General features: G+C 72.9%; 13 protein-coding genes. 6 read left to right on the top strand and 7 right to left on the bottom strand.

Features of this window, described 5'->3' with window-relative positions; translation table 11 throughout:
- Positions 1–118: 118 nt before the first annotated feature.
- A complete protein-coding gene (locus BJ992_RS14635; RefSeq protein WP_184981305.1) occupies positions 119–1,054 on the top strand; it encodes a heme o synthase in 936 nt (311 codons plus the stop codon).
- A 49-nt stretch (positions 1,055–1,103) separates the two neighbouring features.
- Here BJ992_RS14635 and BJ992_RS14640 read toward each other — a convergent pair whose 3' ends face one another.
- Positions 1,104–2,537: an NAD(P)/FAD-dependent oxidoreductase gene (locus BJ992_RS14640; protein ID WP_184981306.1), complete on the bottom strand. Its 1,434-nt coding sequence runs from the start codon at positions 2,535–2,537 to the stop codon at positions 1,104–1,106.
- A gap of 396 nt (positions 2,538–2,933) precedes the next feature.
- Between BJ992_RS14640 and BJ992_RS14645 the strand changes: the two genes are divergently transcribed.
- Positions 2,934–4,259, top strand: a complete 1,326-nt coding sequence (locus BJ992_RS14645; protein WP_221474817.1) for a PrsW family intramembrane metalloprotease — start codon at positions 2,934–2,936, stop codon at positions 4,257–4,259.
- Positions 4,260–4,557: 298 nt separating this feature from the next.
- A complete protein-coding gene (locus BJ992_RS14650; RefSeq protein ID WP_184981308.1) occupies positions 4,558–5,571 on the top strand; it encodes a lytic polysaccharide monooxygenase in 1,014 nt (337 codons plus the stop codon).
- A gap of 318 nt (positions 5,572–5,889) precedes the next feature.
- On the opposite strand, the gene BJ992_RS14655 is transcribed toward BJ992_RS14650, so the two are convergent.
- Positions 5,890–6,930 (bottom strand): COX15/CtaA family protein, encoded by a 1,041-nt coding sequence (locus BJ992_RS14655; RefSeq protein WP_343072661.1) that lies wholly within the window; start codon positions 6,928–6,930, stop codon positions 5,890–5,892.
- A gap of 252 nt (positions 6,931–7,182) precedes the next feature.
- On the opposite strand from BJ992_RS14655, the gene BJ992_RS14660 reads away from it, so the two are divergent.
- Positions 7,183–8,538, top strand: coding sequence for an aldehyde dehydrogenase family protein (locus BJ992_RS14660; protein WP_184981312.1), 1,356 nt, complete (start codon positions 7,183–7,185; stop codon positions 8,536–8,538).
- A 124-nt stretch (positions 8,539–8,662) separates the two neighbouring features.
- On the opposite strand, the gene BJ992_RS14665 is transcribed toward BJ992_RS14660, so the two are convergent.
- Positions 8,663–9,430, bottom strand: a complete 768-nt coding sequence (locus BJ992_RS14665) for an ATP-binding protein (protein ID WP_184981314.1) — start codon at positions 9,428–9,430, stop codon at positions 8,663–8,665.
- Between the two features lie 251 nt (positions 9,431–9,681).
- Between BJ992_RS14665 and BJ992_RS14670 the strand changes: the two genes are divergently transcribed.
- Entirely contained in the window at positions 9,682–10,047 is a 366-nt protein-coding gene (locus tag BJ992_RS14670; RefSeq protein ID WP_184981316.1) for a response regulator, read from the top strand.
- A 3-nt stretch (positions 10,048–10,050) separates the two neighbouring features.
- Here BJ992_RS14670 and BJ992_RS14675 read toward each other — a convergent pair whose 3' ends face one another.
- Complete coding sequence (locus BJ992_RS14675; protein WP_246497270.1) at positions 10,051–10,695, bottom strand: response regulator; 645 nt, start codon at positions 10,693–10,695, stop codon at positions 10,051–10,053.
- A gap of 259 nt (positions 10,696–10,954) precedes the next feature.
- On the opposite strand from BJ992_RS14675, the gene BJ992_RS14680 reads away from it, so the two are divergent.
- Positions 10,955–12,247 carry a GAF domain-containing sensor histidine kinase gene (locus BJ992_RS14680; protein WP_184981320.1) on the top strand — a complete coding sequence of 431 codons (1,293 nt, stop codon included), beginning with the start codon at positions 10,955–10,957 and terminating at the stop codon, positions 12,245–12,247.
- On the opposite strand, the gene BJ992_RS14685 is transcribed toward BJ992_RS14680, so the two are convergent.
- The 3 genes from BJ992_RS14685 to BJ992_RS14695 all read right to left on the bottom strand — a co-directional run bounded on the left by BJ992_RS14685 (position 12,228) and on the right by BJ992_RS14695 (position 15,027).
- On the bottom strand, positions 12,228–13,205 hold the full coding sequence (locus BJ992_RS14685) for an EamA family transporter (protein WP_184981322.1): 978 nt from the start codon (positions 13,203–13,205) through the stop codon (positions 12,228–12,230). The two genes, BJ992_RS14680 and BJ992_RS14685, sit on opposite strands and share 20 nt — an antisense overlap.
- A 10-nt stretch (positions 13,206–13,215) precedes the next feature.
- Positions 13,216–13,929 (bottom strand): ABC transporter permease, encoded by a 714-nt coding sequence (locus BJ992_RS14690; RefSeq protein WP_184988101.1) that lies wholly within the window; start codon positions 13,927–13,929, stop codon positions 13,216–13,218.
- A 183-nt stretch (positions 13,930–14,112) separates the two neighbouring features.
- On the bottom strand, positions 14,113–15,027 hold the full coding sequence (locus tag BJ992_RS14695) for an ABC transporter ATP-binding protein (protein WP_184981325.1): 915 nt from the start codon (positions 15,025–15,027) through the stop codon (positions 14,113–14,115).
- Between the last annotated feature and the right edge of the window lie 61 nt (positions 15,028–15,088).

Genomic DNA, 15,088 nt, shown 5'->3' on the forward strand with positions numbered 1-15,088 from the left:
ATGCCAGGACCGGCGTGCCACCGCACTACAGTGAGTTCCCGGTGCCGGCTCATGGCCGCACCCCACGGACCCGCTCTATCAGAGGTTACGCGTTGACCCCGCACCCGCTGGAAGCGCCTTGACGGTGCTCACGACCAAGCCGCCGACGGTTCTCGACGGCGCGCGCCGTTCGCCCCTCGCCACGGTACGGGCGTACGTCGCGCTGACCAAGCCGCGGATCATCGAGCTGCTGCTGATCACGACACTCCCGGTGATGTTCCTCGCGGCCCGGGGCTTCCCGCCGCTGTGGACGGCCGTCGCCACGCTGGTCTTCGGCACCCTGTCGGCGGGCAGCGCCAACGTGCTCAACTGCTACGTCGACCGCGACATCGACGCCACCATGCGGCGCACCCGGCGCCGCCCCCTGGCGATGGCCACGGTGGAGCCGCGCAACGCGCTGGTGTTCGGCGTCGTGCTCGGCGTCCTTTCGACCCTCGGTCTCGGCGTCTCCGTCAACTGGCTCGCCGCCGCGCTGTCGCTCGGCGCCATCCTGTTCTACGTCTTCGTGTACTCGATGGTGCTCAAGCGCCGCACCTCGCAGAACGTCGTGTGGGGCGGCATCGCGGGCTGCATGCCGGTGCTGATCGGCTGGGCCGGCATCACCGGCCGGGTCGACTGGGCCCCGGTCGTGCTGTTCGGCGTGGTGTTCTTCTGGACGCCGCCGCACACCTGGACGCTCGCCATGCGGTACCGCGAGGACTACGCCGCCGCCGCGGTGCCGATGCTGCCGGTGGTCGCCACCGAGCGCCGCGTCGTGCTGGAGTCGGTCGCCTACACCTGGGCCACCGTGCTGTGCTCGCTGCTGCTGTGGCCGGTCGCCGGCACCACCCCGGTGTACGCCGTGGTGGCCGCTGTGCTCGGCGCCGTGTGCCTGTGGGAGGTCTACCGGCTGCTCGGCCGGGTCAACGCCGGCCGGACCGGTGTGGACCTGCGTCCCATGCGCTTCTTCCACTGGTCCAACGCCTACCTCGCGCTGCTGTTCCTGGCCGTCGCGATCGATTCGCTGCTGATGTGACCGTGACACCCCGGCGGCCCGGCTCCTCGGAGCCGGGCCGCCGCTGTCGTCAGCGGCCGGAGATGAGGCCCGCCAGGCGCGCGTACGCCGAGGTGCGCGGCGGGCCGGACCTCTCGGCGCGGTCGGCGGCGCGGAACAGCGCGTAGATCGCCTGCACGCCGATCCAGCGCAGCGGCTCGGGTTCCCAGCGGCGCACCCGCCGCCCCACCCACGGCAGCGCCGTCAGCTCGGTGTCCCGGCGCAGCACCAGGTCGCGCAGCGTGCGGCCGGCCAGGTTGGTGGTGGTCACGCCGCTGCCGACGTACCCGCCGGCCCAGCCGAGGCCGGTGCGGTGGTCCAGGTCCACGGTGGAGCACCAGTCGCGTGGCACGCCGAGCACGCCGCACCACGAGTGGTGGACCTTCGCGCCGGCGGCGGCGGGGAACAGGGTGCGAAGGATCGTGTGCAGCGCGGCCACGGTCTGCGGCTGGGTGGCGCCGCGTGTGTCGGTGCGTGAGCCGTACCGGTACGGCACGCCGCGGCCGCCGATGGCGATCCGGCCGTCGGCGGTGCGCTGCGCGTAACAGTAGGCGTGGGCCTCGTCGCCGAGCAGTTCGCGGCCGTCCCAGCCGATCTCGCGCCATACCTCGTCGGGCAGGGGCTCTGTGACGATCATGGAGCTGTTCATCGGGAGCCACTGCCGCCGCTGGCCCTTGATGCTCGCGGTGAAGCCCTCGGTGGCGCGGATCACGAACTCGGCGGTGACCGTCCCCCGGGTGGTGACGGCCCGCGCGGCACGGCCGCCGTGACCGCGGGGGAGGATCTCGGTGACCGTGGTGTCCTCGAAGACGTCCACGCCGAGGCCCGCGACCACGCGCGCGAGACCGGTGGCCAGCTTGGCGGGCTGGACGCGCGCGCAGTGCGGGCTGTAGGTCGCCGACACCGCTCCGGCGACCCGGATGCGCTCCTCGCGCTCTTCCGGGCCGAGCAGCCACATGTCCTTGTCCGTGAAGCCCCATCCGCGCAGGTCGTCGAGCTCGGCGCGCAGCCGCCGGTCCTGTGCCGCGTTGGTCGCCACGTGCAGCAGGCCTCCCTTGTGCACGTCGGCGTCCACCCCCTCGGCGCGGGTGAAGCCGATCACCTCGTCCACCGCGGCGAACATGGCGTGCTGGAGGTCGATCATCGCCTGCCGGCCGCGTGCCGCCGCGTGCCGCTCGCGTGAGCCGGCGAATTCGGCCGACAGCCATCCGCCGTTGCGGCCGGAGGCGCCGAACCCGGCGAACTCCCGCTCGAGGACGGCGACACGCAGGTCCGGCTGCGCGGTCTTCAGGTAGTAGGCGGTCCACAGGCCGGTGTAGCCGCCGCCGACGATCGCCACGTCGTAGTCGCGCGGCCCCGGCAGCGGTGCGCGGCGCGCCGGCAGGCCGATCTCGCGGTACCAGTAGGAGACCTCGCCGTTGACGTACTCCGCGGTGGCCGGCACGCCGTTCGCCGTGCCGCTCATCGGACGTCCGTCCCCACGCCGCCGGTTCCGGGTGGTCGCGCCATCGAACAGTCCGATCGTCTCAGGGTGGTGATCGCGGTGACCACCGCGGATCCGCCGCTGCGAGCGGCGACGTGGGACTGTACAGCCCGGTGGAGCCGCTCCTCAAGGGCATATGGCATAACAAAGCCGTCACTCGGCCTCATATCAGACTAAATGCCCCGGTTGCTGGGGGAGTAGTGGGGAAAAGTCATCAAGTCGGCAGGCTGGGTGGGTGTGGTGATGTTGGTCCGGGGGAAGACAAGATTGCCCGGGAGCTGTCGGTGCGGGGTGATGCGTTGATCACGGGGAGCGAGCCGCACGGGTGCGGCGGGGGCGGAGGGAACACCGGGTGCCAGGTCGAATACGCTCGCGGCCATGACGGGCCTTGATCCTCGAGGGGTGCTGCGCGAGCGCCCCTCTTTCGGGTTGATCGCCGGGCTCGTCATCGCCGGCATCTGCACGCTGGTGTCGTTCTCGTTCGACATCTTCAACGGCGAGCCGGTCCACTTCGTGATCGCGCTCATCCTGGCCCTGGCACCGGTCCCTCTGCTGCTCGCCGGAGTGCTGGCGCTCGACCGCCTCGAACCCGAGCCGCGCAACAACCTGATCTTCGCGTTCATGTGGGGCGCCGGGATCGCCGTGCTGGCGGCCGGGCTGCTGAACAGCCTGAACCTGCGCTACGTCATCATGGCCACCCACCTGGACCCGGCCAGCGCGCGCAGCCTGGTGGCGACGTTCGGCGCGCCGGTGGTCGAGGAGACCATGAAGGGCCTGGTGCTGCTCGGGCTGCTGCGGTGGCGGCGCCAGGAGCTCGACGGGCCGACCGACGGCATCATCTACGCCGGCATGGTGGGGCTCGGGTTCGCGATGAGCGAGAACGTCAGTTACTACATCATGGCGCTCGACCAGAACGGCGTGCAGGGACTCGCCGTGACCGTGGTGCTGCGCGGGATACTCTCGCCGTTCGCGCACCCGTTGTTCACCTCCATGATCGGCATCGCGGTGGCGTACGCGGCGCAGGCCACCGGGCCCACCAGGCGCGGGGTGGTGGCGCTCGGGTGGCTCGGCGCGATGGTCCTGCACGGCATGTGGAACGGGTTCACCTTCTACGGCGGGTTCACCGGGCTCGCGGCGGCGTACCTGCTGCTGATGGCGCTGTTCTTCGTCGAGCTCGGCGTGATCGTCCGGGACCGCAAGCGCGTCATCGGCCTCATCCAGCGCTACCTGCCTCCCTACGGCGGCCTCGGCCTGGTCACCGACGCCGACCTGTTCATGCTGTCGTCGCTGCAGGCACGCAGGCAGGCCCGCCAGTGGGCCCGCGCGCACGGTGGTTCCACGGGACGCGACGCCATGCGCGACTACCAGGTCGCCGCGACCGAGCTCGGTCTCCTGCACGAGCGCGCCGTACGCGGGGCCATCGGCCACGACGTTTTCGAACGCGACCGCGGCGCGCTGCTCACGTGCATGAGCGCCGCCAAGTCGATGTTCCCCGTGCCGCCGCCGCACCAGGCCTCCATGGCCCGCGGTGTCGCCCCACCCGGCTACGCGCCGGGCCACGACACCTGGCGTCCGGTCTCCCCGTACCCGCCTCCCGACGGCTTCCCGCGCGACCCCCTGCCGCCTCAGCCTTACCCCGGGCCCCAACAGGGCCCGCCGCCTCCGGCGTACCCGCCGCGCCGTCCCCCGGGTGAGCGGACGTAGCAGCCGGGGTTTTCACACGACCTTGCCGCGAGTCGTGCGGCCGTGTTTCAATCGCGGTACGCGGATGTCAGTGGCCACTTTCGATGATCCTTCCCGGGTGGCCTCGCCCGGCGTGCGACGCGCGCCGGTGTTTCGCCGGGCCGTGGGCCCGGATACCCCTGGTCGGCCGGCGGCACGAGCACGCGCGGATGGCACCCGGTGAGAGCAGCCGGCCCGCGCACGCGGCACGAGCACACGGCACGAGCACGCCATGCGCCGCCGCACCCCCCCGCGGCGACCGCGTTGAAGAGGAAGCACTGTGACACCCAAGGCAAAGGTGGCGGCAGCGGTGGCCGCCGTCGTCGTGGTCGGCGGGCTCACCACGTTGGCCCTGCGGCGGCCCGCGGAGGCGAGCGGGGCACTGCAGGCTCCGGCCAGCAGGACCTACGCCTGCTACATGGACGGCAAGGCCGCCGGGGACGAGATCCGGCCGAAGAACGCGGCCTGCGCGGACGCCGTCAAGGCCGCGGGGACCGGCCCGTTACGAGAGTGGTCCGGCGTGCTGCGCGCCGACGGCGCGGGCCGCACCCGCGGGTTCATCCCGGACGGCAAGCTGTGCAGCGGCGGCGTCGCCGCGTACGCCGCCTACGACGCGCCGCGCGCCGACTGGCCGGCCACGGTGCTGCAGGGCGGCACGACCTTCGACTTCGTGTACGGGGCCGGGCAGCCGCGGCCGACGAAGCTCAAGCTGTACGTCACCAAGGACGGCTTCAACCCGAGCGGGCCGCTGAAGTGGGACGACCTCGAGGAACAGCCGTTCGTCACCGCCGACCCCAGGCCCGGCCCCGGCGGGACCTACTCTTTCCCCGGCGAGCTGCCGGCCAAGTCGGGCCGGCACGTCATCTACTCGGTGTGGACCCGTCCCGGCGGCACCGAGACCTTCTACGGCTGCTCCGACGTGATCTTCAGCGGCCCGGCCGCCGCACCGTCCCCGAGCGCCGTGCCGTCCCCGACCACGACGTTCCTGCCGATCTCGTGCACCGCCACGGTGAAGACCACCAAGACGTGGCGCGGCGGCTTCCAGGCCACCGTGACCATCAAGAACACCGGTGAAGGCGTGATGAACCAGTGGTACGTCCAGTGGATGATGCAGATGGACGCCAAGATGAAGTCCGCCTGGGACGGCACCCTGATGCAGAGCGGCCCGGTCGGCATGATCCACGCCCCCGACTCCAAGCCCCGTCTCCAGCCCGGCGACACCGCCACGGCCGGTTTCCTGGCCACGACCACCGAGACCCGTCACCCGAAGTTCACCGACATCTCCTGCGGCTGACCCGGCCCGGAGAAAGATGAAGCCGTGAGGTGGACAGGCACTTCCACCTCACGGCGTGCAGCGTCCTTGCCGGACGCGTGATACGCGAATGCCCATGGCACGCTTCGAGAGGCGCCACCTCCTCCTGGGGCAACCCACGGACCGACGAACTTTTGGGAGCGCTCCCATGCGCGCCTCGGACCTTACCGCCATCACCGGCGGTGAGCCGAGCACCTGGTGCGGCGTGTCGCGACGGCCGGGGGAAGTGGCAGCTCAGACCTCTGCCGGGCCGCTTTCGCGCGTGAAACTTTCGTCGCGGCGGCCGGGACGGGGGGATAGTCAGCTATAGGCGCGGGCCTGCTCGTCCAGCTCCTGGTCGACGGATGCCGCGGTCGCGAGCGGGCCGCGTGAGCGCATCAGGAACACCACGCGCAGGGTGGCGATCCACACCAGCGCGGAGCCGAGGACGTGCAGGCCGACCAGCATGGCCGGGACGGCCAGCCAGTACTGGACGTAGCCGATCACCCCCTGCGCGAGCTCGACGGCCAGCAGCACCAGCGCGCCGCGCCGCGCGCGGCCGGGGGAGTCGGTGACGTGCAGGGCGAACAGCAGCGCGAAGGTGAGACCGAGCACGACCCACACGATGTCGGCGTGCACGCGCGCCATGGTCTCGATGTCGAAGGTGAACCGCGAGGCGGCCGCGTCGCCGGAGTGCGGCCCGGTGCCGGTCACCACCACGCCGGCCACCAGCAGCACGAAGACCGCGGCGGTCAGCACGAAGCCGAGGGTGCGGATGTCACGGTGCACCAGGCGCCGTGGCGGCGCGTCCCCCTCGCCGGACCGCGCGTACAGCGCGAACGCCGCCATGATCATGCCGGTGGACAGCAGGAAGTGCACGCTCACCGTGACCGGGTTGAGCAGGCTGCGCACCACCAGCCCACCCCACAGGGCCTGCACCAGGACCCCGGCCGGCTGCACGGCGGCCAGCCGGACCAGGGACGCGCGCCGCGGCGCCGATCGCCACACCGCCACCACGCAGGCCACCGCCACCGCCAGCACGAGGAACGCGAGCAGCCGGTTGCCGAACTCGATCGCCATGTTGACCGGCGAATGGTCGTCGTGCGGCGCCGGCACGAAGCTCCCCGGCGTGCACCGCGGCCAGGTGGGACACCCGAGCCCCGACCCGGTGAGCCGGACCGCGGCCCCTGTGACGGTGATCCCGACGTTCACCACCACGCTCGCCAGAGCCCACCGCCGCACGCTCCCGGTCGTCGGCGTCCACACCGAACCGAGAAGGTCACGGCCGTACCCCCGGACCCGGTCCCTGAACGCCGCCTGACGCCCCGTCGTGGGCCTTTGCTGCTGGTCTGCTGCGGTCACGCCACACATGCTAGGTGCCGCCCCCACCGGTCGGTCCCCGAACCCCGTCCCCGGTGGACAACCGAAAAGCACCCACTCGCCCTTTCTGTGCACCTCCGGTGTGCGAGCGGGCCGGAGTTCGCGGAATCTACGATGTAAAGCCCGGCGGTCGGGTCGCGACATCGAGCGGGTCTCGCGCCGACGTGGGTGATTTGTTGTCGTACGGTGTGCGATGAGATCGAATGCCGGATGCTGGAGAGGTTGAGACGGACGATGAGCGTTGTCGAGAGCCGGTCGCCGCAAAATCCTGCGGAGGTCGTCGTACGGGCCGAGGCGGCGGGAGCGGCGGGGGTCGCCGCCGCGGTGGAGCGAGCGCGCGAGGCCCAGGCGGCATGGGCAGGGGCGAACGCGGCGGAGCGTGCGGCGGGCCTGTCCGCGGCGGCCGACGCGGTCGCCGGGGCGGCGGCGGAGCTGGCCGATCTGGTCGTACGCGAGGTCGGCAAGCCGATCGCCGAGGCCAAGGGGGAGGTCGCCCGGTCGGTCGCGATCCTGCGGTACTACGCGCAGCAGGTGTTCGACCCGGTGGGGGCGGTGCACGAGCCCTCAGGCTCCGGGCTCGCCTACACGCGCAAGCGGCCGCACGGTGTGGCGGGGCTGATCACCCCGTGGAACTTCCCGCTGGCCATCCCGCTGTGGAAGGCCGCGCCGGCGCTCGCGTTCGGCAACGCCGTGGTGCTGAAGCCCGCCCCGCAGGCCACCGCCACCGCGCTGCGTCTCGCCGAACTGCTCGGGCTGCCGGACGGCCTGTTCCACGTGGTCCCCGGTGACGCCGAGGAGGGCGGCGCGCTGGTGGACGCCGCCGACGTGGTGTCGTTCACCGGCTCGGCCTCCGTCGGCCGCAAGGTCTCGGTGGCCGCCGCGGGACGCGGTGTGGCGGTCCAGGCAGAGATGGGTGGCCAGAACGCCGCCATCGTGCTGGCCGACGCCAACCTGGAGGCGGCCGCCGCGCAGATCGCCGCGGCGGCGTTCGGCTACGCCGGCCAGAAGTGCACCGCCACCAAGCGGGTCATCACCGTCGGCAACGCCGCCGAGGTCCGTGAAGCCATCGTCGCCGCCGTCGCCAAGCTCGGGGTCGGCGACCCCGCCGACCCCGGCACCGCCGTCGGGCCCCTGATCGAGGAGTCCGCCCGCGACCGCGTCGTCTCGGCCGCCGCCGGAGCCCGCGTGCTCACCGGCGGCGAGGCGCTCGGCCGGGACGGCTGGTTCGCCGCCCCCACCCTGGTGGACAACGCTCCCGGCGACCACCTGCTGGCCTGCGAGGAGGTGTTCGGCCCCATCTGCCTCGTGCAGGACGCCTCCTCGGTGGACGAGGCCGTGGCCCTCGCCAACGGTGTGCGCTACGGCCTGGTCTCGGCCGTCTACACCTCTGACCTGGACCACGCGCTCGACGTCTCCGCGCGCCTCGACACCGGCCTCGTCAAGGTCAACAGCCCCACCAGTGGCGTCGACTTCTACCTGCCGTTCGGCGGTGTCAAGGAGTCGAGCCACGGCCCGCGCGAGCAGGGCAAGGCCGCGCAGGACTTCTACACCACCACCCACACCGTCAGCCTGGCCCCCTCCGGCCGCTGACCTCGCCTGCGAATACCGGCGGCCCCTACGGAACCCATGCGTTCCGTAGGGGCCGCCACCGTCTCCCGGACACCGTGGACAGCGGTGGTCTCCGAGGACGTTCCCGCCCGGCGGGGCGGGACTCTCAGGTGCCGGCCGGCGTGCCGGGGCCGGCGGCGAGGTCGAACCAGACGGTCTTGCCGGTGGTGTGGCCGGTGACCCCCCAGCGGCGGGCCAGGAGATCCACCAGCTGCATCCCGCGGCCGCTCTCGTCATAGGTCTCCGCGGCATGCATACGCGGACGGCCGGGGCCGGAGTCCCTGACCTCGCACCGCAGGACGGCGCCGTCCGCGATCAACGTGACGACGGGAGCCCCGCCGGCGTGCCGCAGCGCGTTGGTCAGCAGTTCGGTGAGCAGCAGCTCGGCCACGTCGCCGTCCTCCTCACGACCCCAGTCCTTCAGCCGCTCACGTACGAGCCGCCGTGCCAGGGGTATCGAGGCCAGGTCCTCGTCGAGCACCCAGGACGCCGTGGTGCGCTGCGCGTCGCGGCGGGGTGAGCCGCTCGAACGCTCGCGGGCCGGGGTGATCTCGGCTGTGGTCGCCGGCGCCGGGTCCAGGCATTCCGGGGTCCGGGGGCAGGCCGCGCCGCCGGTGGACTCCGGCGCCGTCGCGCCGTTCAGGTGGGGGGCCGCCGGTTCCCGGGTGGCGGGGTCCCCGGGAACGGCGGCGGGGGAGGGCCGCGCGCCGGCGTGGCGCGCGTCGGTGGGGGACGTCGAGAAGGGGAACGTGTCACGGCGAACGGCGGCGCGCGAGACGGAGGACACGGGGAACGACGCGGCGACCCGCGTGGCCGGGGCCGGGAACGTCCGGTGGCCCGCGTGGTGGGGTGCCGCTACCGGGGTGGCGGTCATCGCGATCCCCTTCTTCCGTCTCAGGCGCCGGGGCGGCTACCGGATGGTGCCGTCGGCCGGCGGGTGCGCCGTGCCCCTCTCAGTCGTGCCAGGGGCGTCCTTTCACGTTCCACGATCCCGCCTTTGCCGTCGCCGCGTCATCGACGGCAGCACCCATCCGGTGGTGGTACCCGCGGGGGGCTGTTATTGCAGCTACCTGCAATGCGCGACGCCAGGCCACCTGGAAGCCTGGAGGTGTGTCCGTGCGCTGCATGATCGTCGATGACAACGATCACTTCCTGACCGTCGCCGGCCGGGTCCTGGACCGCGGCGAGGTCAGGGTGGTCGGCGTGTCACGCGGTCCCGACGCCATGGAACGGTTCCTTGAGCTGGACCCGGATGTCGCGCTGGTGGACGTCGAGCTCGGCGACGGCGACGGTTTCGAGCTGGCCGAACGCCTCTGCCGCGCCGTGCGGCACCGCGCTCCGTGCGTGATCCTCATCTCGGCGCGCGACGGCAGGGACGTGGCCGACCTGGTCGAGGAGAGCTCTGCGGTGGCGTTCGTCGCCAAGGCCGACCTCAGCGTCGAGACGATCCTCGCCGTCGTCCGCGCCACGGGCTGCCACTCGGCCGTGTAGGGGTCAGCGCGACTCGAGGAACGTCAGCACGGCGAGCACCCGCCGGTGGTCCTCCCCGGTCTCGGGGAGCCGCATCCGCGTCATGATGCTGCGCACGTGTTTCTCCACGGTGCCCTCGGTGATCCACAGACGCCTGGCGATTCCGGCGTTGGACCGGCCCTCCGCCATCAGCGCCAGCACCTCACGCTCGCGCGCCGTGAGCTGGTCCAGGGGGTCGTCGCGCCGCCGGGCCGCCAGCAGCTCGTGCACCAGACTCGGGTCCACCACGGAGCCGCCCTGCGCGACCCGCCGCAGGTTCTCCATGAACTCGGCCACGTCCACGATCCTGCTCTTCAACAGGTATCCGATCCGCGTGCCCGAACCGAGCAGTTCCATGGCCTCCTCGACCTCGACGTGCGCCGACAGCAGCATGATGCCGATGTGGGGGGAGCACGCGTGGATGGCGCGGGCCGCCACCACCCCCTCCGTCGCCTGTCCGGGGGGCATCCTGATGTCGATCACCGCGAGGTCGGGACGTTGCTCACGGGTCAGCTCCAGCAGGCCCGGCCCGTCCCCCGCCTGTCCGGCGACCTCGAACCCGGACCGTTCGAGCAGCCCCGCGAGGCCCTCGCGCAGCAGCACGTCGTCGTCGGCGAGCACGACGCGCAGCCGGCGCTCCGTGCTCTCGTCCACCGTGGTCCTCATCGCTCGCCCGCCTCGCTCCCTGAACCGCCCGGCACGTCGTCATACGGGGGTTGACCAGGGAAAACCCCGGCAGGGGAAGAGGGGACGGGTGCGAGTATATTCACTGTTTGTGCGCCTTGGAGCCACCGCTCGGACGGAAGGCGCGGCCACCGATCGCGGCGGCCGCCGCCGTCGCGACCACGCCGGCACACCTGCCGTCCCGCGGCGAAGCAGGAGGCCGGTGATGTCGCCGCTCCTCTTCGCGGCCGCGATGGCCACCGGCGCGCTCACCGCGAGATACCGCGCCATGGCCGCCGAGGCGCAGCGGCGGCGGCGCACGGCGGAGGAGGGCCGGCGCGTGGCCGAGGATTCTCTCGCCGGCAGCCGTGAGGACCTGCGGCGCGTCGTGGCCGAGCAGGCCGCGCTGCGGCGGGTGGCGATGCTGGTGGCGTGCGGTGTGACCTCCGAGGACCTGTTCGGCGCGGTGGCGGCCGAGATGGGTCGCATCGTCGGCGTCGAGCACAGCGCGATCATCCGGTACGACCAGGACGGCATGTGCGTCGTGATGGGGTCGTGGAGCGTCCACGGCCCCGAGCGGACGATCCCGGTGGGGTGGCGCTTCTCCCCGGACTCGCCGAATGTCTCCGGCATGGTGTGGCGTACCGGACGTCGGGCTCGCATGACCGATTTCGACCTCGCGACGGGTGAGGTCGCCGCCTGGGCCCGGCGGCGGGGGGTCCGGTGCGCGGTCGGCATCCCGATCAACGCGGACGGCCGGCTGTGGGGTGCCGCGGTCGCGCTGTGCGGCGACGCCGAGCCGGTGCCCGGCCTGGAGCGGCACATGGAGGAGTTCACCGGGCTGGTCTCCACCGCGGTCTGCAACGCGCAGGCCACGGCCCAGCTCGCCGCCTCACGTGCCCGCGCGGTCACCGCGGCCGACGACACGCGCCGCCGCATCGAACGCGACCTGCACGACGGGGTGCAGCAGCGCCTGGTGACGCTCGGGCTGGAGCTGAACGACGCACGGGCCGCGGCGGCGCGGACGCCTGAGCTCCGCACCCGGCTCGACCAGATGGCGGGTGACCTGTCCGGCCTGGTGGCGGAGGTGCAGGAGCTGTCACGCGGCCTGCATCCGGCGGTCCTGTCACGCGGCGGGCTGGTGCCGGCGGTGAAGACGCTCGCGCGGCGCTCGGCGGTGCCGGTGGAGCTGGAACTGCTGGTGCACGGACGGCTGGACGAACAGGTGGAGGTGGCCGCCTACTACGTCGTGTCGGAGGCGCTCACCAACATCGCCAAGCACGCGCACGCGTCGGTGGCCGAGATCTCGCTCACCGTGCGGGACGGCACGCTGCGGCTGGAGGTCCGCGACGACGGCGTCGGCGGCGCCGACCTGCGGAGCGGCTCGGGTCTGGTGGGCCTCGGCGACCGCGTGGAGGTGGCGGGAGGCACCTTCAGGGTCCGCAGCATCCAGGGCCGGGGCACGTGCCTGGAGGCCGTCATCCCGCTCGACCCCAGGGTCAGGTGCCGTCCGGTCTGACCACGTCCTGCGGCGGCGGATCCTGCGTGCGGGTCGCGCCGACCGAGGCGACGACGACGCAGGCGATGGCGCTCCACTGCCAGACGGTCAGGAACTCGTGCAGCACGATCAGGCCGACGAGTGCGGCGGCCGCGGGTTCGAGGCTCATCAGGATGCCGAACACCCGCTTCGGCATGCGGCGCAACGCCTCCAGTTCCAGCGTGTACGGGATCACCGACGACAGCAGCCCCACCCCGACGCCGATCAGCAGCACATGTGGCGAGAGCAGGCCCTCGGCGCCGCTCGCGACGCCGAACGGCGCGATGACCACGGTCGCCACGAGCATGGCGGCCGTCAGCCCGCCGGTGCCGGGGATGCGGCTTCCCGCGGTGGCCGACAAGATGATGTACCCGGCCCAGCAGACTCCCGCGAGCGCCGCGAACAGCAGCCCGAGCAGGTCCACCGAGCCGCCGCTCCACGGCGCGAGCAGCGCGATGCCGGCCCCGGCGAGCGTCACCCACAGCAGGTCGAGCCGCCGGCGCGAGGTGGCGACCGCGACACCGAGCGGCCCGAGGAACTCCACGGTCACCGCGATGCCGATGGGGAGCCGCGCCAGCGCCTCGTAGAACGTCAGGTTCATCAGCCCGAGCGTCACGCCGAACGTCAGCACCACACCGAGGTCGCGGCGGGACAGACCGCGCAGCCGTGGCCTGGCCAGTACGGCGAGGATCAGCGCGCCGGTGGCGATGCGCAGGAACACCACGGCGCTCGGCGTGAACTGCGCGAACAGCTGTTTGGCGAGCCCCGCGCCGACCTGCACCGACACGATGCCGAGCAGCACGAGCCCCGGCGCGGGCACGGCGGTGAGGGCCGTACGCGCCGCCGCGCCGGGCCGGGCCCACGCACGGGGACGCGGCGCCGCGGACGGCTGGGACGACCGGGACCGCTGGGACGACGGCGGCGGTGAGGAGGCGGTCATGTGGTCCGGGTCACTCCCAGCGGAACGTGCGGGCGGCCACCGCCAGCGTGACCGCGGCCCAGGCGAGCAGGACCAGCAGGGACCAGGCGGGGAAGGCGGCGGAGCCGGTGAGCACCGAGCGCAGGCCGCCGGTGAGCGCGGTGATCGGCAGGAGCTCGACGACGGCGCGCAGCGCGTGGGGGAACGCGGTGACCGGGACGACGACCCCGCCGAGCCCGAGCAGCACCAGGTAGACGAGGTTGGCGGCGGCCAGGGTGGCCTCGGCGCGCAGCGTGCCGGCCATCAGCAGGCCGAGCCCGCTGAACGCCGCCGTGCCGGCGAGGATCAGCGACGCGGCCCACAGCAGGCTCCCCCCGGGCCGCCAGCCGAGCGCGAGCGCCACCCCGGTCAGCACCACGACCTGCAGCGCCTCGACGGCCAGGACGGCGAGGGTCTTGGCGAGCAGCAGCCCCGACCGGGGCAGGGGAGTGGCGCCGAGGCGCTTCAGCACCCCGTATCTGCGCTCGAACCCCGTGGCGATGGCCTGACCGGTGAACGCCGTCGACATGATCGCCAGAGCGAGCACCCCCGGCGCGACGAAGTCGACCCTCCGGCCCGGCAGCTCCAGAAGCGGCACGGCCGAGAACCCGGCGAGCACCAGCACCGGGATGATCAGTGTGAGCAGCAGCTGCTCGCCGTTGCGCACCATGGCCCGCACCTCGGCGCCGGCCTGCGCCAGAACCATCCGCGGCAACGGCGCGGCCCCGGGCCGCGGCGTGAAGTCGAGCGCGGCCGTCACCACGGCCTCCTTGCTGTCGTCGGTGGTGTCATCGGGGCTGTCGCCGGTGCGGAGGACGCCACACCGGTGGGAACCGGCCGTCCGGTGGAGGGACGTTCAGGAGAGCCGGGTCCGGCGGAGGGCCGGGGGCTAGCGGAGTTCACGGCCGGTCAGCTCCAGGAAGACGTCCTCCAGGGTGCGGCGTTCGACGCTGAGGTCGTCGGCGGCGACGCCTTCGGTGGCGCACCAGGCCGTCACGGTGCCGAGGAGCTCGGGCCCGACATGGCCCTCGATGACGTAGTGGCCGCTCGGGGACTCCTTGGCGGCGCTGCCCACCGGGAGCGCGGCGAGCAGCTCGTCCAGGTCGAGGCCGGGACGCGCGCGGAACCGGAGCTGGCGTTCCGCGCCGGTCAGCGTGCGGGGGCTTCCCTCGGCGACCACCGTGCCGCGGTCGATGATGACCACGTGGTCGGCCAGGCGCTCGGCCTCGTCCATGTGGTGGGTGGTCAGCACGGTCGAGACGCCGCGGGCCCGCAGTTCGCCGATCAGGTCCCAGCAGGCGTGCCTCGCCTGGGGGTCGAGCCCGGCGGTCGGCTCGTCGAGGAACACGAGCTCTGGCCGGCCGATCACGGCGGCGGCCAGGGACAGGCGCTGCTGCTGGCCCCCCGACAGGCGGCGGTACGGCGTGCGCGCGTGCTCGGTGAGGCCGAGCAGGGACAGCAGGGCCGCGGGGTCGAGGGGGTGCGCGTGGAACCGCGCGACCGTGCGCAGCCACTCCCCGGCGCGCGCGGCCGGCGGGACGCCGCCGGACTGGAGCATGATGCCGACCCGGGGACGCAGGCGTGCCGCGTCGCGGACGGGGTCGAGCCCGAGGACGCGCACCGTGCCGCCGTCCGCCTTCCTGAACCCCTCGCAGATCTCGACCGTGGACGTCTTGCCCGCGCCGTTCGGCCCGAGGATCGCGGTGACCTCACCGCGTGCGGCGCTCAGGGTCAGCCCGTCGACGGCGACGACCCGGCCGTACCGCTTGACCAGACCGGTGAGCGCGACGGCTGGGGACTCCATGATGACGAGTCTAGGGACCGCCGGATGTGGTCCCGCCTCCAGCCCGTCACGGCGCCGCGTC

Origin of the sequence: Sphaerisporangium rubeum (genome assembly GCF_014207705.1) — a bacterium.
GTDB classification, from domain to species: Bacteria; Actinomycetota; Actinomycetes; order Streptosporangiales; family Streptosporangiaceae; genus Sphaerisporangium; species Sphaerisporangium rubeum.